Here is a 20,214-nt window from a genome sequence, read left to right as displayed (position 1 = left end):
CGTTTTTGATAGCTAGCTACGCAGATGTTTTCTGCGCCAGCAATAGATTTCGTGCTGCGGTGGATGCGGGCAGCCGTCCTGCCGCCACCTCGGCCTGCAGCTGCGGCAACAAAGCCTGCACCTGCGGGTGCTGGCGAAAGGCCTGCTTCAGCCCCGCGTCTATGCGCTCCCACATCCAGGCCAGCGACTGCTGCTGGCGCCGGGTCTGCCAGTTGCCGTTGGCAGTTTGCAGTTTTTGGAACTTCAAGGCTGCGGCCCAAAATGCCTCTACACCCTGGCCTGCCAGCGCGCTCAACAGCAAGGCCTGCGGCCGCCAGTGTGCGTCGTCGTGCGGGCCAAATAAGCCCAATAGCTGCATGGCGGAAGTCATTTGCAACTGGGCGCGCTGGGCCGCCAGTGCATCGATGTCGGACTTGTTGATCAGCACCAGGTCGGCCAGCTCGACCACGCCTTTTTTAATGGCCTGCAGGTCGTCACCAGCATTCGGCAGCTGCATCAGCACGAACATGTCCGTCATGCCGGCCACGGCCGTCTCGCTCTGGCCCACGCCCACGGTTTCCACGATCACTACGTCATAACCCGCCGCTTCACACACCAGCATGGCCTCACGCGTCTTCTCGGCCACACCGCCCAGGGTGCCGCTGCTGGGGCTGGGGCGGATGTAGGCCCGCTCGTGCACAGACAGCTTTTCCATGCGCGTCTTATCGCCCAGGATGGAGCCACCGGACACCGTGCTGGACGGATCAATCGTCAGCACCGCCACGCGGTGGCCCAGGCCTATCAGGTACAGGCCCAACACCTCGATAAAGGTGGATTTGCCCACGCCTGGCACGCCGCTGATGCCGAGGCGGAAGGATTTGCCGGTGTGCGGCAGCAGCGCGGTCAGCAGTTCATCTGCCTGCGCGCGGTGCTCTGCACGGGTGGATTCGAGCAGGGTGATGGACTTGGCGATGGCGCGGCGCTGGGCCGGGCTATCGCCTGCCAAAAGGGCAGCAAGAAAGCTCATGCGATCTGCGCCTTCCAGCGGTAGTCGATGTCGAATGCGCTTTCTCCTACCACCTCGAAACCATGGCGCAGGTAAAAACGGTTGGCATCACTCAGGCGCAGTGCAGAAAGCGTGACGTCCTGGCCATGGCTCTTGACCCACGCCATGGCCCAAGCCCCCACACCCTGCCCCTGTAGTCCGGGACGGACGTAGAGGTGCTCCAGGTGCAAAGAACTTTCATCCGTTGGCCTGAGCGTGACGTAGCCAATGCGCTCGTCCGCCAGGCAGATGTGCTGCATATGCTGCGGCGCAAAGGCGGCCTGCAAGCGTGCACGGGCGCGTTGCGGGTCGAAGCGCCCCAGCCGCTCCAAACTTTCACGCAAGGCGGCAATGCGCAGCTCCGCCATGGACTCGAAATCTTCCGCGACAACGGGGGCAAAACTCAAACGCATAAGGCTCCGGCTTTGGCTCAGGCCTTGGCTGCGCCCAAGGATTGGCGGATCTGCTCCAGCACATCCCGCGCACTCACCGGAATCGGCGTGCCAGGCCCGTAGATGCCCTTCACGCCCGCCGCATACAGCATGTCGTAATCCTGGCGCGGGATCACGCCGCCCACGAAAACGATGATGTCGTCCGCGCCCTGCTTGCGTAGCTCGGCAATGATGGCCGGCACCAGGGTTTTGTGGCCTGCTGCCAGGGTGCTCACCCCCACGGCGTGCACATCGTTTTCAATCGCCTGGCGCGCGCATTCCTCGGGGGTCTGGAACAGCGGGCCCATGTCCACGTCGAAGCCCAGGTCGGCAAAGGCGGTAGCCACCACCTTGGCGCCCCGGTCGTGACCGTCCTGGCCGAGCTTGCTGACCATCACCCGGGGGCGGCGGCCAAATTCTGCGGCGAAGGCGTTGATGTCGGCCTTGAGAGCGTCCCAGAATTCCATGGTGTCCCCTTCGCCCGAGGCGGAGTCGTAGGCTGCAGCGTACACGCCGGTGACTTTCTGCGTGTCGGCGCGGTGGCGGCCGTACACCTTCTCCAGCGCATCGCTGACCTCGCCCACGGTGGCGCGGGCGCGGATGGCGTCTATGCTCAGGGCCAGCAGATTGCCCTGGCCTGTTTCTGCTGCAGAACTAATAGCAGCCAGCGCACGATCCACCTGCTCGGAGTCGCGTTTTTGCTTGATAGCCTGCAGGCGGGTAATCTGGCCATCGCGCACCGCCACGTTGTCGATGTCACGGCTTTCGATGGCGTCTTCGGTCTGCAGCTTGTATTTGTTGACGCCAACGATCACGTCCTTGCCGCTGTCGATGCGCGCCTGCTTCTCTGCCGCGGCGGCTTCGATCTTCAGCTTGGCCCAGCCGCTGTCCACGGCCTTGGTCATGCCGCCCATGGCGTCGACTTCTTCGATGATCTTCCAGGCGGCATCGGCCATGTCCTGGGTCAGCTTTTCCATCATGTAGCTGCCGGCCCAGGGGTCGATCACATGCGGGATGTGGGTCTCTTCCTGGATGATGAGCTGGGTGTTGCGGGCGATGCGGGCTGAAAACTCGGTGGGCAGGGCGATGGCTTCGTCGAAGCTATTGGTGTGCAGGCTTTGCGTGCCGCCAAATACGGCCGCCATGGCCTCGATGGTGGTGCGCACCACGTTGTTGTACGGGTCTTGTTCAGTCAGGCTCCAGCCACTGGTCTGGCAATGGGTGCGCAGCATCAGGCTCTTGGGGCTCTTGGCGTCAAAGCCCTTCATGATGCGGCACCACAGCAGGCGCGCGGCGCGCATCTTGGCCACTTCCAGGTAGAAGTTCATGCCTATGGCCCAGAAGAAGCTCAGACGCCCGGCGAAGGCGTCCACATCCATGCCGGAGGCGATGGCGGTCTTCACGTATTCCTTGCCGTCTGCCAGGGTGAAGGCCAGCTCCAGGGCCTGGTTCGCGCCCGCCTCCTGCATGTGGTAACCCGAGATCGAGATCGAGTTGAACTTGGGCATGTGCTGTGCCGTGTAGCCGATGATGTCGCCAATGATGCGCATGCTGGGCGCGGGCGGGTAGATGTAGGTGTTGCGCACCATGAACTCTTTGAGAATGTCGTTCTGGATGGTGCCGCTGAGCTGGTCCTGGCGCACGCCCTGCTCTTCCGCCGCCACCACATAGCCGGCCAGCACCGGCAGCACGGCACCGTTCATGGTCATGCTGACACTGACCCGGTCCAGCGGGATCTGATCGAACAGAATCTTCATGTCCTCCACCGAGTCGATGGCCACGCCGGCCTTGCCCACATCGCCGGTCACACGCGGGTGGTCGCTGTCGTAGCCGCGGTGCGTCGCCAAGTCAAACGCCACGCTGACGCCCTGGCCGCCAGCGGCCAAGGCCTTGCGGTAGAAGGCATTGGACTCTTCGGCGGTGGAGAAGCCCGCGTACTGGCGGATGGTCCAGGGCCGCACCGCATACATGGTGGCTTGCGGGCCACGCAGATAAGGCTCGAAGCCGGGCAAAGTATTGGTGTGCGGCAGGCCCGCCGTGTCCTCGGCGGTGTACAACGGTTTGACGGTGATGCCGTCGGGCGTATGCCAGTCCAGTGCCGATACATCGCCGCCCGGCGCCGACTTGGCGGCAGCTTTGGCCCATTGCGCGAGGCTGGCAGGGCTAAATTCAGGTACGGTGTGACTCATATGACTTAGGGCTTGGCTGCGTTGTGCGGCAGTTTACTGCATTCATAATTATAAATTCAGAATTATTTTTGCCGTAGAATCCGGCCCATGGCTGCCACCACCCTTACTCCACTGACTCCCCGCGCGCTCTACGAAGAAGTGGCCGAGCTGCTGCGCCAACGCATTTTTGCGCGCACGCTGGAGCCAGGCAGCTGGATCGACGAGCTGAAGCTGGCCGAGGAATACGGCATCAGCCGCACCCCGCTGCGCGAGGCGCTGAAGGTGTTGGCCACCGAAGGCCTAGTGACCATGAAGGTGCGGCGTGGCGCTTATGTGACCGAGGTGTCGGAAACCGACCTGTCCGATGTCTACCACCTGCTGGCGCTGCTGGAGTCCGACGCCGCCGGCGTAGTGGCCACCCGCGCCACCCCCGCGCAACGCGCCGAGTTGCAGGCCCTGCACGCCGAGCTGGAAGCCGCGGTGGACCAACGCGAGCAGTTCTTTGCCATCAACGAGCAATTCCATATGCGCCTGCTGGCTATCGCCAACAACCGCTGGCGCGACCAGATCGTGGCCGATCTGCGCAAGGTAATGAAGCTGAACCGGCACAACTCGCTGCTCAAGTCCGGCCGCATCCAGGAGTCGCTGCAGGAGCACCGGGCGCTGATGGATGCCCTGCTGGCCCAGGACGCCGCGCGCGCCAGCCAGTGCATGCACCAGCACTTCCACAATGGACTGGAAGCGGCCTCCTGACGACTCGGAAAAGCTACAGTATTTGTAGCTGCCTGCGCAGATAAACCCTGCGCCAGCGCGTATTTTTACCATCATCCCCTAAACAGATGATCGCCCCGCTCCACGGGTTGCTACGGGGCTTGGCGAATGGTCTAAAGCACTACAAAATGGGCCATACCTGCGGCCCGGCGCATATCCAACGCGTATACGGCCCGCCCCCCTGCCAGAGCCATCTCCAAGGAGCGCCATGACATCGCACGAGTTGCTGGAAAAGTTCAATATCACCCCCCAAGATGTAGACCATGTTCGCAAGGCAGGCAGCATCATCGAACCCCAGCTGGAGGCATTTGTGGAGGAGTGGTATGTGTGGCTGCGCAAGCAGCCGGAGTACCTGCAGTTCTTTCCGGACAGCGACAACGTGGGCCGGGTGCGCAAGCTGCAGGTACGCCACTGGCAGCAGTTCTTTGCCGCCGAGATCAACGACTTCTACGTGGCCCGCTGCACGCATGTGGGCGCCATCCACGCCCATATCGAGCTGCCCAACGACATCTACTTCGCCGGTGTCAGCATGTTCTACCAGATGCTGGTGAAAAAACTGCGTACTACCAACCTGTCCACCGAGGAGGTGTTGGACATGGCCCTGTCCATCAGCAAGCAGCTGAAGATGGACACATTTCTGGTGATAGACACCATCTCGCGCATCGCACGCGAACGCATTGCCGACCACAGCCGGGCCATGATGGAAATGTCCACCCCGGTCACGCCGATCTGGGAGGGCATCCTGCTGCTGCCGCTGGTGGGCATCATCGACACCACGCGCACGGCCGAGATCATGAACAAGACGCTGACCAAGATCGCCGAGAGCCGCTCCAAGGTCTTTGTGCTGGACATCAGCGGCGTGGCCTCGGTGGACACCGGCGTGGCCAACCAGCTGATCAAGATCACCAAGGCCACCCGGCTGATGGGCTGCGAGTCCATCATCTCCGGCGTGTCGCCCTCCATCGCCCGCACCATGGTCGAGCTGGGCGTGGTGATCGGCGAAGTACGCACCACCGCCACCCTGCGCGATGCCTTCGAGCTGGCGCTGCGCGCAGTGGGCGTAACTGATGTCAGCGCCACCGCCCAACTTACCGGCGGCCTGCGTCCCCGGAACGGGTCGTAGGGACGCGTTGGCATGTCCGCCAGCATGCTCCACAACGTCTCCATGACCGAGGTGCAGGGCTGCCTGGTGGTGGCCATGCAGGCCGATTTGCGGGACGAAAGCTTTGATGCGCTACACCAGGCCGTAACCGAGCGCCTGGTGGACAAACGGCTGCCAGCGGCCGTGCTCGACTTCTCTGCCGTGCCGGTGCTGGACCTGCATGAGTTCTCGCGCATCCAGGCCCTGGCCCGGGTGATGGGGTTTCTGGGCGCGCAGGTGGTGTTTGTGGCGCTCAATCCGGGTATTGCCAGTTTTCTGGCCCAGGCCGGTGCGAACATCGGCGACCAGCAGTTTTGCATGCACATGGAAGACGCCTTCGTGCTGCTGGCGTCCCAGGGTACGTATTAACCATGTCCGGCAGCACCCACGACAGCGCCGCCTTCCGCATCCAGTCCGCACTGGACCTGCGCATGGCCGTGGCCCAAGTGGGGCGCATGCCGGCACTGGCGCAGTACTCGGCGGTAGACCTGACGATGCTGGCCACCGTGGTCGCCGAGCTGGGCAGCAACATCCTGAAATACGCGGGCCAAGGCCAAATCCGCATCCAGCCCGTGCACAGCGGCTACCGCCATGGCGTGGACATCGTGGCCGAAGACGCCGGGCCGGGCATTGCCGACGTGGCCCTGGCCATGGAGGAACACTACAGCTCCTCGGGCACGCTGGGCCTGGGTCTGAGCGGCGTGCGCCGCATGGTGTCCGAGTTCCACATCGCGTCCGCCCCCGGACAGGGCTGCAAGGTGCAAACCCGCAAGTGGTTGAACCAGTCTGCCCACACCATGGCCCTCTCCGCCGCCCCGCCGCGGCCCGGCCCTGCCCCATTGCAGGCTGCCCCCGCACCGGGGCCTGGCCAGGCCCCGAAGCTGTCGTTCGATCTGGCCGAAATCAACCGCCCCCGCTACCCGGAGTACCTGTGCGGCGACAGCACAGTGGCACAACAGGTACCGGACGGCTTGCTACTGGCCTGCATCGATGCATCGGGCCATGGCAAACGCGCGCATGCGGTAGCCGAGCCGCTGGCCGACCTGGTGCGCACGGCCGGCAACACCCAACCGGACCAGCTGCTGCAGCGCATGCACCAGTACTGCATAGGCACGGTGGGCGCAGCTGCAGCCGTGGCCTTCGTGCATGCGGTACGCGGCGAGCTGTTGTTTGCCGGCGTGGGTAATATCCGCATCCGTTGCGTCGGGGCCATCCCCTGGGCCGGCATCTCACGTGACGGCGTGCTGGGCGAACGCTTCCCTTCGCCGCATGTACAACGCTTCCCCCTGCATGCCGATGATGTGGTGCTGCTCTATTCGGACGGCATACGCGAAACCATCAGCAGCCAGATGCTGCGCCGCGCCCGCCTGGGTACGGCACAGCAAATTGCCGAGCATGTGCTGCGCGAGGGCAGCAAAACAACAGACGATGCCAGCTGCATCGTGCTCAAGTGCAAGCGGTAGCCAGCATAGGCCAGCTGTCGCTGTATGCGGCCCACTCCTGCCTGGAGGCGCGCAGCAAGGTCTTGCATGCCCTGCTGGCCATCGAGGGCCCGTCGCCACACTGCACGCCCATGGCAGCATGCACCTCCGAAATGTGCCGCTGGCTGCTGGCCCATGGACAAGACCCGCAGCTGGCCATGGACATCTACCGCCTGGGGCTGCGCGATTTTGCCGGCCTGAGCTTCAGCGCCAGCACGCCGCTGCCGGCGCCTGCACTGGTATTGCGCGGTCTGGTGCACAACAGTGAAACCTTCCAGAAAGACGGCCGCCACGGCCTGCGCCTGTACTTTGCCCTGCAGCAAACGCTGCGCCCCGAGCGCCTGGACGACCTGCGGGCCCGGTTTGCCGAAAAGTCGCGCGAAGAGCTGTTCATGGAGTCCCGCCAGGCCGAGAGTGATATGCGCGCCATGCTGGAGCAGTTGCGCTTGGCCAAGGATGCAGCCGATGCAGCCAGCCGGGCCAAAGGCGACTTTCTGGCCAATATGAGCCATGAAATCCGCACGCCCATGAACGCCATCATCGGCATGTCCTACCTGGCGCTGAAGACCGACCTGAACCCGCGCCAGTATGAGTATGTGCTCAAAATCCGCCAGTCCGGCCAGCACCTGCTGGGCATACTGAACGACATACTGGACTTCTCCAAGGTGGAGGCCGGCAAGCTGCGTGTGGAACAAACCGCCTTCGAGCTGGACCAACTGCTGGAAAACGTGGCCACCGTGGTGGCCGACAAGGCGCAGAGCAAGAACCTGGAGCTGGTGTTCAAGGTGCCAGCCGACATGCCGCAAAGCCTGCTGGGTGACCCACTGCGCCTGGGCCAGATCCTTATCAACTACGCCAACAATGCCATCAAGTTCACCGAAGACGGCGAAATCGATATCGTCGTACGCATGGAAGAACGCAGCGACACCCAGGTCCTGCTGCGCTTCGAGGTACACGACACCGGCATAGGCCTCACGCCCGAGCAGATCAGTCGCCTGTTCCAGAGCTTCAGCCAGGCCGACAGCTCAACTACCCGCCAGTATGGCGGTACCGGCCTGGGCCTGGTGATCAGCAAAAACCTGGCCGAGCTAATGGGCGGCAACGTAGGCGTGTACAGCGATAAAGGCAAGGGCTCCTGCTTCTGGTTCACCGCCCGGCTGGGCCTGGGCGAGCAGCGTCCGCGCTGGCTGGCCCCCAGTATCGACCTGCGCGGACGCCGGGTACTGGTGGTGGATGACAACGACAGCGCCCGTGCCGTACTGGTGGACATGCTGGCCGCGCTGAACCTGAGCGTGGCCTCGGTCGCGTCCGGCCCACAGGCGCTGGACGCCTTGCAGCTGGCCTCCGACGCTGGCACGCCCTTCGACATCGTGATGCTGGACTGGCAGATGCCCGGCATGGACGGGCTGGAGGTCGCGCAGCGCATTACGACGCTGCGCCTGCCTCTGCTGCCACGCCGCGTAATGGTCACGGCTTATGGCCGAGACGAAATCGACGGCCAACATGCGGCCTTTATCGACGAACTGCTGCACAAGCCGGTCAGTGGCTCGGTGCTGTTCAACACCATGATGCGCCTGCTGGACGCACGCCCACCACAGGCAGGCGCACAAAATGCGTCCCCAGCCGGCAGTTCAGCCCTGGCCGCGCTGGCCCCCTTGCGCGGCGCGCACATCCTGCTGGTGGAAGACAACCCCTTGAACCAGCAGGTGGCCAGCGAGCTGCTGCAAGAGGCGGGCTTCCAGGTCAGTCTGGCCGACAACGGCCAGATCGCCATCGACATGGTGTGCGCGCGGTCTGTGCAACAAGCTTTTGACGTGGTGCTGATGGACATGCAGATGCCGGTGATGGACGGCATCCACGCCACGCTGGCGATACGCGCGAACCCCGATTTCGCCCAGATGCCCATCCTGGCTATGACGGCGAATGCCATGCAGGCGGACCGCGACCGCTGCGCCGCCGCCGGCATGCAAGGCTTTATCGCCAAGCCCATAGACCCCGAAGAACTCTGGCGGGCTCTGGCACGCTGGATACACCCGCGTGCCGGGCTGGGCGGCGTGGCATCCATTGCAGCAGCCCCACCCGGCCCAGCCCTCTCCCTGACCAGCCGGCTGCGGGCGGTGCCCGGGCTGAACGTCACCATGGGGCTGGAGCACATGATGGGCAAGGAGTCCTTCTACGGCAGCATGCTGGGTAAGTTCATCGACGGTCAACATGACTGCTGCACACGCATACGCCTGGCCCTGCAGCAGAACGACCCCGCCATAGCCGAGCGCCTGGCCCACACCCTGCGCGGCGCAGCAGGCACGATTGGCGCCGCGGGCCTGCAGCATGCCGCCGCCCAGGTGGAGTTCGCCATCCGAGACCAACGCAGTCCGACCGAAGTGGAAGCCCTGTTGCAACTGCTGCAGCAGCCGCTGGATATCCTGGTGCAGGCCACCCAATCGGTACTGGGCAAGGCGCCGTCCCCAGCCCGGGCCACAGACCCCATACCTGCTGAAGTGATGCAACGCTTCGTGCTTCAGCTGCAAGACAACGACCCAGATGCGCGCGATGTTTTCCAGCGCTACCGCGAGCCCTTCAGAGCCGTGCTGGGCGGCCGCCATGCCGACATGGAAGCCGCCCTGCGGGATTACGACTTTGAACTGGCACTGACAGAGCTATCCCAGGCCATGCAGGCCTGACTCAGCTCCAGAAGGTCACCCGTCGACCACTGGCTACGCTATATCCATTACGCTCAAAGTTCCAATCCACGGTGTTCGGTATATTGGCAGCTCGCCACCCTGGCGCTGCAAGCGAAAAATCAGGCCCGTCTACCAACCGATATGAATTACAAAGAAAATAGACCTGCGGCGCAGATAAATCGTACGCAAGCAGCTATTGAATATATAGCACCCCAAATACGTGCGAACGCCCTGAGGCGCGCACATGCGGCGGGCCATACTGCACACCATCACCGCACTAGAAACAGCGCACCATGAAAGCCTGGCTGAACCGCCGGTTGATATCGCAGAAAGTGGCCCTGCTGGGTTTACTCAGCCTGTTGCTACTGGCCTTGCCCATGGCCCTGTACCTGCGCGAGGCCAACACCACCACCGACACGTTACACAAAGAGCTGCAGGGCGTACCGCCGATACGCTCGGTGCTGACACTGGTGATGCAGCTGCAAAAACACCGTGGACTGGTGGCACAAACCTCGTCCAGCAGCCCCACCGCCGGGCTGCGTGACGCACGGGCCGGCGTCCACACGGCGATGGCGCGTGTCCAGTCCCAACTGCCCGGCATACGCACGCCGGTGATCTCCGCCCTGTGGGAGCAATGCCAATCCGAGTGGATGGACCTGCAGGACACGCTGGACAGCAAGCACCCGCTGCAGGATCAGAGCTTTGTCCAGCACACCACGCTGATACGCCTGCTGACGAAGATCAACGACCAGCTGGCCGACGACTTCGGTCTGAACCTGGACCCGCACGCCGAGAGTTATCTGCTGGAGCGTGTGGCCTTGATCGAATCTCCCTCGCTGCTGGAATCGCTGGCGCAAGTGCGTGACAAGGGCGTGGAACTTATCAACAAGATCGATGTATCGGCCGAAGAGCGCAACTACCTGACGGCCCAGATCGGCCGCATCACCGACGACTTCGACGAGCTGCAAAACACACTGGAAAAAGCCGTACGCGCCAACGCAGACTTCCGCGAACCGCTGCAGACACCGGTGCTGGCCAGCAGCTTCCATTGGCAACGCATCTACAAGAACCTGCATGCCCACATCCTGCAGCCGGAGATCTTCGGCCGCAATGCGCCCGACGATTTCCAGACCTTGAACGAAATCATCGACACCCAAAGCCGGTTCACAGAAGCGGCCTTCCTGGCACTTCAAAGCAGCCTGGACCAGCGCCTGGACGCACTGACCACCACCAAGTACACGCTGCTCACCGTGGTCGCCTTGCTGTACCTTGTGCTGGCGGTGCTGGCCTACTTCATAGGCCGATCCATCAGCGAACCGGTACTGCAAGCCGTGCAGATTGCACGCCAGGTTGCCGCCGGCAACTTGTACGACACCCCGCTGCCGCATGACAACAACGAGATGGGCCAGCTGCTGGCCTCGCTGAACGACATGAACCAAAGCCTGCTGCAAACCAACCGGGCGCGGCAACAGTACGAGGAACGGCTGGCGGTTGCACTGCGTGAGCAGGAAACCATTTTCGAATCGGTGAGCCTGGGCGTAATCTTCGCCGTGGACTACACCATCCAGCGCTGCAACTCGGCCATGGAGCGCATGTTTGGCTACGGCCCGGGCGAACTGCTGCAGCGTGGAACCAAGGAGCTATTCCTGTCCGAGAAAGCCCTCTCCGCCATCCGCCGGCGGGTCAACCCGGCCATGCAGGCCAGCGGATTCTTCTCAGGCGACGTGGAGTTGCGGCGTAAAGACGGATCGCCACTGTGGGTGCATACCTACGGCCGCGCCATCAATCCAAAGAAGCTCGAAGAAGGCGTGGTATGGGTCTATGAAGACATCTCCATCCAGCGCGCCACCGCCACCGAACTGCGCCGCGCCAAAGAAGCAGCCGAATTGGCCAGCCAGGCCAAGAGCGACTTTCTGGCCAATATGAGCCACGAAATCCGCACGCCTATGAACGCCGTCATCGGCATGTCGCACCTGGCGCTAAAAACCGACCTGGACCCGCGCCAGCGCGACTACCTGCAAAAGATCTACAAGTCAGGCCAGCACCTGATGGGCATATTGAATGACATCCTGGACTTCTCCAAGGTCGAGGCAGGCAAGCTGCAGGTGGAGCACATCGCCTTCGACCTGGAACAGGTGCTGGGCAATGTGGTCACCGTGATTGCCGACAAGACCCAGGCCAAGAACCTGGAGCTGGTGTGCGACCTGCCCGCCCAGGTACCGCAGCAGCTGGTAGGCGACCCACTGCGGCTGAGCCAGATCCTGATCAACTACGCCAACAATGCCATCAAGTTCACCGAGCATGGCGAGATTGAAATCTCGGTGCGTGTGCAGGAGTACACACCCAGCGGCGTCGTTCTGCGCTTCACCGTGCGCGATACCGGCATCGGCCTGAGCGCCGAGCAAATTGGCCGTCTATTCCAAAGCTTCAGCCAAGCCGACAGTTCCACCACCCGGGAGTACGGCGGCTCGGGCCTGGGGCTGGTGATCTGTAAGCGCCTGGCGGAACTCATGGGGGGCCAGGTCGGCGTGGACAGCACGTCGGGCCAGGGCTCCAGCTTCTGGTTCACGGCCCGCATGGGACTCGGTCAACGGGTGGCACGCCCACACCTGAGCGACATGCAGCTGCGTGGCCGCCGGGTGCTGGTGGTAGACGACAACGACGCTGCGGCCACGGTGCTCAGCGAAATGCTGCGCAGCATGGATTTTGTGGTGGAAACCGCCTCCAGCGGTGCGCTGGCACTGGAAGCTGTCAGCAGCCGCGCCCAGAGCAGCAGCCCCTTCGATCTGGTGATGATGGACTGGCAAATGCCCGGCATGGACGGGCTGCAAGCCATACAGCGGCTGCGCGCCCTGAAGCTGCCAGCCGAACCACAGGTCGTGCTGGTCACGGCCTTCGGCCGCGAAGAAATCATGCTGGGTGCAGGTGATGCCCACGTTCCCAATGTGCTGCTCAAGCCTGTCAGCCCCTCCCTTCTCTTCGACACCATGGTCAACGCGCTGGGGCAGCACACGACGCTCAGCCCGGCCCAAGACACGGCCGCGCACACCAGTGCCGCACTGCGCAGCCTGGCGCCGCTGCGCGGTGCACGCATCCTGTTGGTGGAAGACAATCTGCTGAACCAGCAGGTTGCCGGCGAGCTGCTGAAGTACGCTGGCTTCCATGTGGATATGGCCGACAACGGACAAATCGCAGTGGACATGGTTCAACAAGTGGCCTACGACCTGGTGTTGATGGACATGCAGATGCCGGTGATGGATGGCATCACCGCTACCGAGGCGATTCGCCAATTGGGCGCCGGCAGCGCGCCGGCCACGCTGCCCATCGTGGCCATGACCGCCAACGCCATGCAAGCAGACCGCGAGCGCTGCCTGGCCGCCGGTATGAACGGCTTCGTTGCCAAACCCATAGAACCCGATGAACTCTGGTGTGCGCTGGCGCAGTGGGTACTGCCCCGCAGCGGCCTGGGCCTGGACGTCAAGCCACCAGAGGTCGCTACCGAGCCGCCAGCAGATGCCGTGCCGCAGCACATCGCCGCGCTGGACACCGCTCTGGGCCTGCGCCGCGTCATGGGCAAACAGTCGCTCTATGTATCGATGCTGCGCAAATTTGCCCATGGCCAGGCGCACTCCGCCAGCGCTATAGCCCAAGCACTGGAGGCGGACGACGCAACCAGCGCGGAGCGCTACGCCCACACCCTCAAAGGTCTGGCCGGCAATATTGGAGCCACCGATTTACAACATGCCGCGAATCAGCTGGAGGCCGCCCTGAAAGCCCGGGAACCCGCAGAAGCCGTGGCCATACTGCTTGCCCTGGTCGCAAGCCAGCTGGCCGCGCTGGTTGAAGCCATACAGGCAGCCCTACCCAGCACCAAGACATCCAGCACCGAAGCAGACCCGGTACTACTGGCTGCCACGCTGGATACGATACGCCGGCAACTGGCCGACAGCGACCCAGAGGCCCTGGACACCTGGCAAGAGCACAAGGGCATGCTGCAAGACGCGCTAGGGGAGACCTACCGCACGGTATCTGCTGCCATGGCCAACTACGACTTTGAAACCGCGCTGGTCGAACTGAAGTAATCCTGTCAGTGGGCGTGGGCCAGGGCCATCACCTCGCGCGGTGGCGTGGTTTTCAGGCGGTGGTCGCTCCAAACCTGGCGCCAGCGGCGCGCACCGGGCAGGCCGTGGCGCAGACCCAGCATGTGGCGGGCAATACCATACCAACCCAGGCCTTGCTCTGCGGCCAGGCGCTCCATATAAACCACCATCTGCTCTTCCACGGATTCACGCGTAGCCTCGCTAGGCGCAGCACCGTAAAAAGCCTGGTCCCAGCCCGCCATGGACCAGGGGTTGTGGTAGGCCTCGCGGCCCACCATTACACCGTCCAGCAGGTCCAGTTGCTCGGCAATCTGCTGCTGCGTGGTGATGCCACCGTTGATGGCAATCGTCAGCGCCGGAAAGTCGCGCTTGAGGCGGTGCACCAGCTCGTAGCGCAGCGGGGGAATCTCGCGGTTTTCCTTGGGGCTCAGGCCTTTCAGCCAGGCGTTGCGCGCATGGACGATGAAGGTGCTGCAGCCAGCCTCGGCCACCGTGCCGACGAAGTCGCGCACAAACTCATAGCTCTCGGTCTTATCGATGCCGATGCGGTGCTTCACCGTGACGGGCACATCCACCACATCCACCATGGCCTTCACGCAGTCGGCTACCAGCGGCGCCTCGTTCATCAGGCAGGCGCCAAAGGCACCGCGTTGCACCCGCTCGCTGGGGCAGCCGCAGTTAATATTGATCTCGTCATAGCCCCACTGCTCGCCCAGCACAGCGCAACGCGCCAGGTCGGCCGGCTCGCTGCCACCCAGCTGCAGCGCCACCGGATGTTCTTCGGCATTGAAGCGCAGGTGCCGAGGCACGTCGCCATGCAGCAAGGCGCCGGTGGTCACCATCTCGGTATAAAGCAATGTGTGGCGGGAAATCAGACGGTGGAGATAGCGGCAATGCGCGTCAGTCCAGTCCATCATGGGCGCAACGGACAGGCGCCAGGGACTGTGGGCAGGGGACGTCATGGAATGCAGGGCTTGGGGAAATAGGCTAACCCGTGATTGTCCTGCTTTTCCCTATCTAGATCAGAGCCGCGCAACAGAAGCCATCCATGCCGATGCAGTAGGGGTTTAAAGTTAAACTTTATAAGCAGTCCTCGGCAAGTGCTGCCGCCAGGAGCATTGCGTGCCCGTTTCCTAATCCTCCGGAGTTTTACCCCCATGTACCAGCACATCACCGTACCTGCTGAAGGCCAAAAAATCACCGTCAACGCAGACACCACACTCAATGTGCCGGCCAACCCCATCATTCCCTACATTGAAGGTGATGGCACGGGCCAGGACATTACCCCGGTGATGCTGAAAGTGGTGGATGCTGCCGTGGCCAAGGCCTATGGTGGCAAACGCAAGATCCACTGGATGGAAATCTTTGCGGGTGAAAAATCCACCACCATCTACGGCCCTGACCAATGGCTGCCCCAGGAAACCCTGGCCGCCATACGCGAATACCTGGTATCCATCAAGGGGCCGCTGACCACGCCGGTGGGCCGCGGCATACGCTCGCTGAACGTGGCCCTGCGCCAGGAGCTGGACTTGTACGTCTGCCTGCGCCCGGTGCAGTACTTTGACGGCGTGCCCTCCCCCGTCAAGGCGCCGGAGAAGATCAATATGGCAATCTTCCGCGAGAACTCCGAAGACATTTACGCCGGCATCGAGTTCGAAGCCGAGTCCGACAAGGCCAAGAAGCTGATCCAGTTTCTGCAGGACGAGATGGGAGTGAAGAAGATCCGCTTCCCGCATACCTCGGGCATCGGCATCAAGCCCGTGTCGCGCGAAGGCACGGAACGCCTGGTGCGCAAGGCGCTGCAGTACGCCATAGACAACGACAAGCCCAATGTGACCATCGTGCACAAGGGCAACATCATGAAGTACACCGAAGGCGCGTTCCGCGACTGGGCCTACAGCCTGGCGCAGAAGGAATTCGGTGCAGAGCAAATCGACGGCGGCCCCTGGATGCGCTTCCAGAACCCCAAGAACGGCAAGCAGATCATCGTCAAGGACGTGATCACCGACGCCTTTCTGCAGCAAATCCTGCTACGCCCGGCCGAGTACAGCGTGATCGCCACGCTGAACCTGAACGGTGACTATGTGTCCGACGCGCTGGCGGCCCAGGTGGGCGGCATCGGCATTGCGCCGGGCGGCAACCTGTCCGACTCAGTGGCCTGCTTTGAGGCCACCCACGGCACGGCGCCCAAGTACGCGGGCAAGGACTATGTCAACCCCGGCTCCGTCATCCTGTCCGCCGAAATGATGCTGCGCCACATGGGCTGGCTGGAGGCCGCTGACCTGATCATCGCGTCCATGAAAGCCGCCATCGCCAGCAAGAAGGTCACCTACGACTTCGCGCGCATGATGGCAGACGCGATCCAGGTCAGCTGCTCGGGCTTTGGCGATGTGATGATTGAACAAATGGAGCAGATTTAACACGTAGCACCAGCCGAAACCCGCTCAGTCGCTGCGGGTCTCGGCTTGTACCTGCAGCAAAAAACCCTACAGGGTTGGCGCCAAGCCGCTGCCGCTGCTTCCGGCTTTGACGTTACCTGGTTGGCGGAGGGCGGTGCCCCCCATCAACCGTTGGGTGACCCCGCTGGCGACATGACGCAATCTCTTATTCATATGGGGCGGCAGGCGCTCGCCGCAACGGTGCGTTTGCGCGGCTAAATCTTCGTCGCACATATGCACCACGCCTCCCTGGCTGCGCTGAATGCTGGCAGCCGTGCCCATGAGGTAACCGTCTTTCAGCCAATTGATGCTGAACATGACGATGGGTGGCCCTTCGCCCTCATGTAGAACATTCTGAACGGTGCGGCGTTGACCGCCCCGGTAACCCCAACGTGGTGACCAGCGCAATCGGCCGCGGCACGATCAGGCGGGCCATCATCTCGTAGTACTGGTATTCGGTCAGGGTGGCGAAGTCGATGTTCATGGGACGGTGAGCACTATCAGCCACGCCTGGCCCGCGCATAGGTTCAAGTAGATGCGGCGTCAACGCAATATGTGTACCCATGGAAACCGGCCCAATCGCTATAGCCCGCATCGGCATTTGACGATTTCCTTGATGCAACGCAAGTTCCAGGGATTGGAACGATTGACTATGCCGAAAAAGAGCGCATGCTGGTCTTGCTGGATATCGAAAAGCACACAGTCAGCTATCGCACAGCCCTTGTGCAGCGCGGCGCACCTGTATCCGCATCAATATTGCCTCACCCAACTACGCCAAATACAAGATACAAGATGAAAAACCTCAAAATATCGACCCGTTTGACGGCAATGTTCACATTGATGGCTGCGCTCATGCTGGTAATTGCCGCTGTCGCGCTGTTGCAAATGGCCACCATGTGGAAGAGCACACACGAGATCACCTCCAACTGGTTGCCCGCCGTGGAAAAGGTTAACCAGATGAATACCAACACCTCGGACCTCCGTGTCTCCGAGTTTCAGCACGTCATGAACACAGAAGATGCGGCCATGGCTTCTATTGAAAAAGACATGGCAGCCGTGCTGGCAGAATTTGATAAAAATGAAAAAGTCTATGTCCAGCTGATCAGCAGCCCTGAAGAACAAAAGCTCTACGACAGCTTTTCCTCAGAGTGGAAGCAGTACATGCAAATCCACCAACAAATGCTCGTTCTCTCGCGCAAGAACGAAAACGATGCCGCCAAGAAGCTGCTCGAGGGCGAGATGCGCAAGCTGTTTGACAGCTCCAGCGACACGCTGCTAAAGATGGTCCAACTCAACAGCAAAGGTGGTGTCGACGAGAGCGCCACTGCCGAACGGGCCTACGCTACGGCACGCAGCGTCTTGATCGGATTTTGCTTGGCAGGATTGGCACTGGCGCTTGTGGTGGCCATCTGGCTGATCCGCTCCATTGCCGGGCCACTGACGATGGCGGTGGACGCCATTGAGCGCGTGGCAGCCGGCGACCTGAGTGTGCGCATCGAATCCAACACCAAGGACGAAGCCGGCAAACTGCTGGGCGCGCTCCAGACCATGCAGGAAAACCTCGTCCGCGTGGTATCCAATGTGCGTGACGGCTCCGAAGGCGTGGTCACAGCCAGCGCCGAAATCGCCCAGGGCAACAACGATCTGTCCAGCCGCACCGAGCAGCAAGCCAGCGCCCTGGAAGAAACCGCCGCCTCCATGGAAGAGCTCTCCAGCACCGTACGGCAAAACGCCGACAGTGCCCACCAGGCCAACCAATTGGCCGTGAACGCATCGACCGTTGCGGTACAGGGCGGTGAAGTGGTTAGCCAGGTAGTGGACACCATGAAGGGCATCAACGACAGCTCCAAAAAGATTTCCGACATCATCAGCGTGATCGACGGCATTGCCTTTCAAACGAACATCCTGGCGCTGAACGCCGCGGTGGAAGCTGCCCGCGCCGGAGAACAAGGCCGCGGCTTTGCGGTGGTGGCCAGCGAAGTGCGCAGCCTGGCGCAGCGCAGTGCGGCGGCAGCCAAGGAAATCAAGGTTTTGATCGACAACAGCGTGACCCAGGTCGACCTGGGCACGGCCCTGGTGGCCAAGGCCGGCAGCACCATGACCGAGGTGGTGGCCTCCATCCGCCGAGTGACCGATATCATTGGTGAAGTCAGCTCTGCCAGCAATGAGCAAAGCCAGGGCGTCGCGCAGGTAGGCGAAGCCATTACCCAGATGGACCAGGTCACGCAGCAGAACGCGGCCCTGGTCGAAGAATCAGCCGCAGCCGCCAATAGCCTGCAGGGGCAGGCCGAGCAACTGCTACAGGCCGTGGCCACCTTCAAGCTAAGTACGGCCGACAACCACAGCCCAACCCCGGTAGCAGCGCCACAACGCGCCGCCAGACGCTCCAGCAACTTGCCCCGCCCGACATTCCAGGCAAAAGCTCCTGCGCGACTGAAAGCCTAACTTTCTTCCGCCGGGACAGCATGTTCCGGATAGTGGCCAAAGTCGATGCGTTGTTACGACGGGCATCGACTTTGGTGTTTATAGACACCGACTTACATCTCGTCTATCTGCGTCGAGCGCGACTGGGCCTGTGCCTCCAGGGCGTAGCGCTCATTCGTCTTCACATAGAAGCTGGCGCCAAAGCGACCCACCGGGTGGTAATGCTGCAGGCGCACGCGCCAAGTGTCGGTGTCGATCAGCTCGTCGCGCGCATGCATCCAGCGCACCTGGCCGATGAAGATCTGGCGGCTGTCGGTCTCCAGCGTTTCCCATAGCGTGCACTCAAACGCCACGGGCGCCTCGGCGATGCGCGGCGGCGCCACAGCGCAGGACGGCGCGGCCGTCAACCCCACGGCTTCCAGCTCGCTCTCGTGGGGTGGTAGGCGCTCGCCGCAGCGGTGCATTTGCTCGGCCAGGTCTTCGTCGCACATATGCACCACGAATTCCCCGCTGCGCTGGATGTTGGCGGCCGTGTCTTTCAGGTAACCGTCCTGCAGGCGGTTGATGCTAAGCATGACGATGGGTGGCTCCTCGCCCATCATGTTGAACATGCTGAAGGGCGCGGCATTCACCACGCCGGTAGGCCCCAGGGTGGTGACCAGGGCAATCGGGCGCGGCACGATCAGGCTCGCCATCATCTTGTAGCGCTGGTATTCGGTCAGGGTGGAAAAGTCGATGTTCATGGAACGCCATGGAGTGGTGAAGAGGCAACTGGGCCAACGGCCTCACAAGCCATCAGCAATATGCATACCCGCGCCGAAGCGGGCAGCGGCAAAAACGAGCACACCCCTAGCCTTCTTACGACAAACCAATGCGCCACGAGCAAATGAATCATTAATATCAAATTATTTCAATAAGACGATCTATTTGATATTAAATGTTCCTTTTTATCAAAATGTGCACTTTTTAACGATAAAAATGAAACGAAAAAATTAAAATACACACATCTACCCACACATCCAGGATGCCACGATGACCCAACCGGTCCCCCACCCAAATACCAGCGCGCCAACAGCGCGTGGCACAACCAGCGAGTACCTCTCGTTTCAGCTCGGTACCGTGGAATACGGCATCGACATCCTGAAAGTGCAGGAGATCCGCTCGTACACCCAGCCTACGCACATCGCCAACGCACCCGACGAATTGCTCGGCGTCATCAACCTGCGCGGTGTCATCGTGCCGATCATCGACCTGCGGCTGAAGCTGCATTGCCCCACAGCCGCCTATACGGCGTCCACCGTGGTGATTGTTTTAAGCCTCGTCCACCAAGTCATCGGCGTGGTGGTCGACTCGGTGTCTGACGTGGTGCAACTGGAGCCCACTTGCATCCAGCCGCCGCCCGGTCTGCAGATGGGTACCGACGAAGGTTTCATCACCGGCCTGGCCAATCTGGAAGAACGGATGTTGATCCTGCTGGATACCGAATCCTTTCTGGGCAGCGCCGAACTTAGCCAAAACCTCACCGTTCACTAGTAGCCCGTTATTTCCGAACAAT

The 20,214-nt window shown here is 62.0% G+C and carries 14 protein-coding genes and 1 pseudogene; 9 read left to right on the top strand and 6 right to left on the bottom strand.

All coding sequences use genetic code 11. From position 1 onward, the window contains the following. Window positions 1–16: 16 nt before the first annotated feature. The 3 genes from meaB to scpA are packed head-to-tail and all read right to left on the bottom strand — an operon-like array spanning window position 17 to window position 3,644. Window positions 17–1,006: a methylmalonyl Co-A mutase-associated GTPase MeaB gene (gene meaB, locus AC07R0_RS21870; protein ID WP_495106438.1), complete on the bottom strand. Its 990-nt coding sequence runs from the start codon at window positions 1,004–1,006 to the stop codon at window positions 17–19. Beyond that, window positions 1,003–1,437 carry a GNAT family N-acetyltransferase gene (locus tag AC07R0_RS21865; RefSeq protein WP_495106437.1) on the bottom strand — a complete coding sequence of 145 codons (435 nt, stop codon included), beginning with the start codon at window positions 1,435–1,437 and terminating at the stop codon, window positions 1,003–1,005. Before AC07R0_RS21865 ends, meaB begins: the two co-directional genes overlap by 4 nt. A gap of 17 nt (window positions 1,438–1,454) precedes the next feature. Further along, window positions 1,455–3,644: a methylmalonyl-CoA mutase gene (gene scpA / locus AC07R0_RS21860; RefSeq protein ID WP_495106436.1), complete on the bottom strand. Its 2,190-nt coding sequence runs from the start codon at window positions 3,642–3,644 to the stop codon at window positions 1,455–1,457. A gap of 87 nt (window positions 3,645–3,731) precedes the next feature. On the opposite strand from scpA, the gene AC07R0_RS21855 reads away from it, so the two are divergent. From AC07R0_RS21855 to AC07R0_RS21830, 6 genes are all read left to right on the top strand, one after another. Then, the gene (locus tag AC07R0_RS21855) at window positions 3,732–4,376 is read left to right on the top strand and encodes a GntR family transcriptional regulator (protein ID WP_495106435.1); all 645 of its coding nucleotides are present in this window, start codon (window positions 3,732–3,734) and stop codon (window positions 4,374–4,376) included. A gap of 226 nt (window positions 4,377–4,602) precedes the next feature. Next, a complete protein-coding gene (locus AC07R0_RS21850) occupies window positions 4,603–5,517 on the top strand; it encodes a protoglobin domain-containing protein (protein ID WP_495106434.1) in 915 nt (304 codons plus the stop codon). Between the two features lie 24 nt (window positions 5,518–5,541). Then, window positions 5,542–5,904, top strand: coding sequence for an STAS domain-containing protein (locus tag AC07R0_RS21845; RefSeq protein WP_495106433.1), 363 nt, complete (start codon window positions 5,542–5,544; stop codon window positions 5,902–5,904). 2 nt (window positions 5,905–5,906) lie between these two features. Next, entirely contained in the window at window positions 5,907–6,998 is a 1,092-nt protein-coding gene (locus AC07R0_RS21840; protein WP_495106432.1) for a SpoIIE family protein phosphatase, read from the top strand. Continuing rightward, entirely contained in the window at window positions 6,986–9,697 is a 2,712-nt protein-coding gene (locus tag AC07R0_RS21835) for a response regulator (protein WP_495106431.1), read from the top strand. The genes AC07R0_RS21840 and AC07R0_RS21835 overlap by 13 nt, the downstream gene beginning before the upstream one ends. Window positions 9,698–9,990: 293 nt before the next feature. Beyond that, complete coding sequence (locus AC07R0_RS21830; protein WP_495106430.1) at window positions 9,991–13,779, top strand: response regulator; 3,789 nt, start codon at window positions 9,991–9,993, stop codon at window positions 13,777–13,779. Window positions 13,780–13,784: 5 nt separating this feature from the next. Here the strand turns inward: AC07R0_RS21830 and dusA are convergent, their stop codons facing one another. Then, entirely contained in the window at window positions 13,785–14,759 is a 975-nt protein-coding gene (gene dusA / locus AC07R0_RS21825) for a tRNA dihydrouridine(20/20a) synthase DusA (RefSeq protein ID WP_495106429.1), read from the bottom strand. Window positions 14,760–14,954: 195 nt separating this feature from the next. Here dusA and icd point away from each other — a divergent pair, with 195 nt between their 5' ends. Continuing rightward, window positions 14,955–16,217, top strand: coding sequence for an NADP-dependent isocitrate dehydrogenase (gene icd / locus AC07R0_RS21820; RefSeq protein WP_495106428.1), 1,263 nt, complete (start codon window positions 14,955–14,957; stop codon window positions 16,215–16,217). A gap of 183 nt (window positions 16,218–16,400) precedes the next feature. On the opposite strand, the pseudogene AC07R0_RS21815 reads toward icd, so the two are convergent. Then, window positions 16,401–16,719: pseudogene (locus tag AC07R0_RS21815) on the bottom strand (flavin reductase family protein); the annotation flags it as partial. Window positions 16,720–17,027: 308 nt separating this feature from the next. On the opposite strand from AC07R0_RS21815, the gene AC07R0_RS21810 reads away from it, so the two are divergent. After that, the gene (locus AC07R0_RS21810) at window positions 17,028–18,680 is read left to right on the top strand and encodes a methyl-accepting chemotaxis protein (protein WP_495106427.1); all 1,653 of its coding nucleotides are present in this window, start codon (window positions 17,028–17,030) and stop codon (window positions 18,678–18,680) included. A gap of 92 nt (window positions 18,681–18,772) precedes the next feature. On the opposite strand, the gene AC07R0_RS21805 is transcribed toward AC07R0_RS21810, so the two are convergent. Further along, entirely contained in the window at window positions 18,773–19,402 is a 630-nt protein-coding gene (locus AC07R0_RS21805) for a flavin reductase family protein (RefSeq protein ID WP_495099386.1), read from the bottom strand. A 289-nt stretch (window positions 19,403–19,691) separates the two neighbouring features. Here AC07R0_RS21805 and AC07R0_RS21800 point away from each other — a divergent pair, with 289 nt between their 5' ends. Next, window positions 19,692–20,192: a chemotaxis protein CheW gene (locus AC07R0_RS21800; protein WP_495074928.1), complete on the top strand. Its 501-nt coding sequence runs from the start codon at window positions 19,692–19,694 to the stop codon at window positions 20,190–20,192. The last annotated feature ends 22 nt before the right edge of the window (window positions 20,193–20,214 follow it).

Source organism: Rhodoferax sp. GW821-FHT07F03 (assembly GCF_059418745.1).
This window is presented reverse-complemented; position numbering and strand designations above follow the sequence as displayed.

Coding starts and splice junctions, on each gene's coding strand:
- meaB (WP_495106438.1), bottom strand. CDS start 1,006: ATGAGCTTTCTTGCTGCCCTTTTGGCAGGCGATAGCCCGGCCCAGCGC.
- AC07R0_RS21865 (WP_495106437.1), bottom strand. CDS start 1,437: ATGCGTTTGAGTTTTGCCCCCGTTGTCGCGGAAGATTTCGAGTCCATG.
- scpA (WP_495106436.1), bottom strand. CDS start 3,644: ATGAGTCACACCGTACCTGAATTTAGCCCTGCCAGCCTCGCGCAATGG.
- AC07R0_RS21855 (WP_495106435.1), top strand. CDS start 3,732: ATGGCTGCCACCACCCTTACTCCACTGACTCCCCGCGCGCTCTACGAA.
- AC07R0_RS21850 (WP_495106434.1), top strand. CDS start 4,603: ATGACATCGCACGAGTTGCTGGAAAAGTTCAATATCACCCCCCAAGAT.
- AC07R0_RS21845 (WP_495106433.1), top strand. CDS start 5,542: ATGCTCCACAACGTCTCCATGACCGAGGTGCAGGGCTGCCTGGTGGTG.
- AC07R0_RS21840 (WP_495106432.1), top strand. CDS start 5,907: ATGTCCGGCAGCACCCACGACAGCGCCGCCTTCCGCATCCAGTCCGCA.
- AC07R0_RS21830 (WP_495106430.1), top strand. CDS start 9,991: ATGAAAGCCTGGCTGAACCGCCGGTTGATATCGCAGAAAGTGGCCCTG.
- dusA (WP_495106429.1), bottom strand. CDS start 14,759: ATGACGTCCCCTGCCCACAGTCCCTGGCGCCTGTCCGTTGCGCCCATG.
- icd (WP_495106428.1), top strand. CDS start 14,955: ATGTACCAGCACATCACCGTACCTGCTGAAGGCCAAAAAATCACCGTC.
- AC07R0_RS21810 (WP_495106427.1), top strand. CDS start 17,028: ATGAAAAACCTCAAAATATCGACCCGTTTGACGGCAATGTTCACATTG.
- AC07R0_RS21805 (WP_495099386.1), bottom strand. CDS start 19,402: ATGAACATCGACTTTTCCACCCTGACCGAATACCAGCGCTACAAGATG.
- AC07R0_RS21800 (WP_495074928.1), top strand. CDS start 19,692: ATGACCCAACCGGTCCCCCACCCAAATACCAGCGCGCCAACAGCGCGT.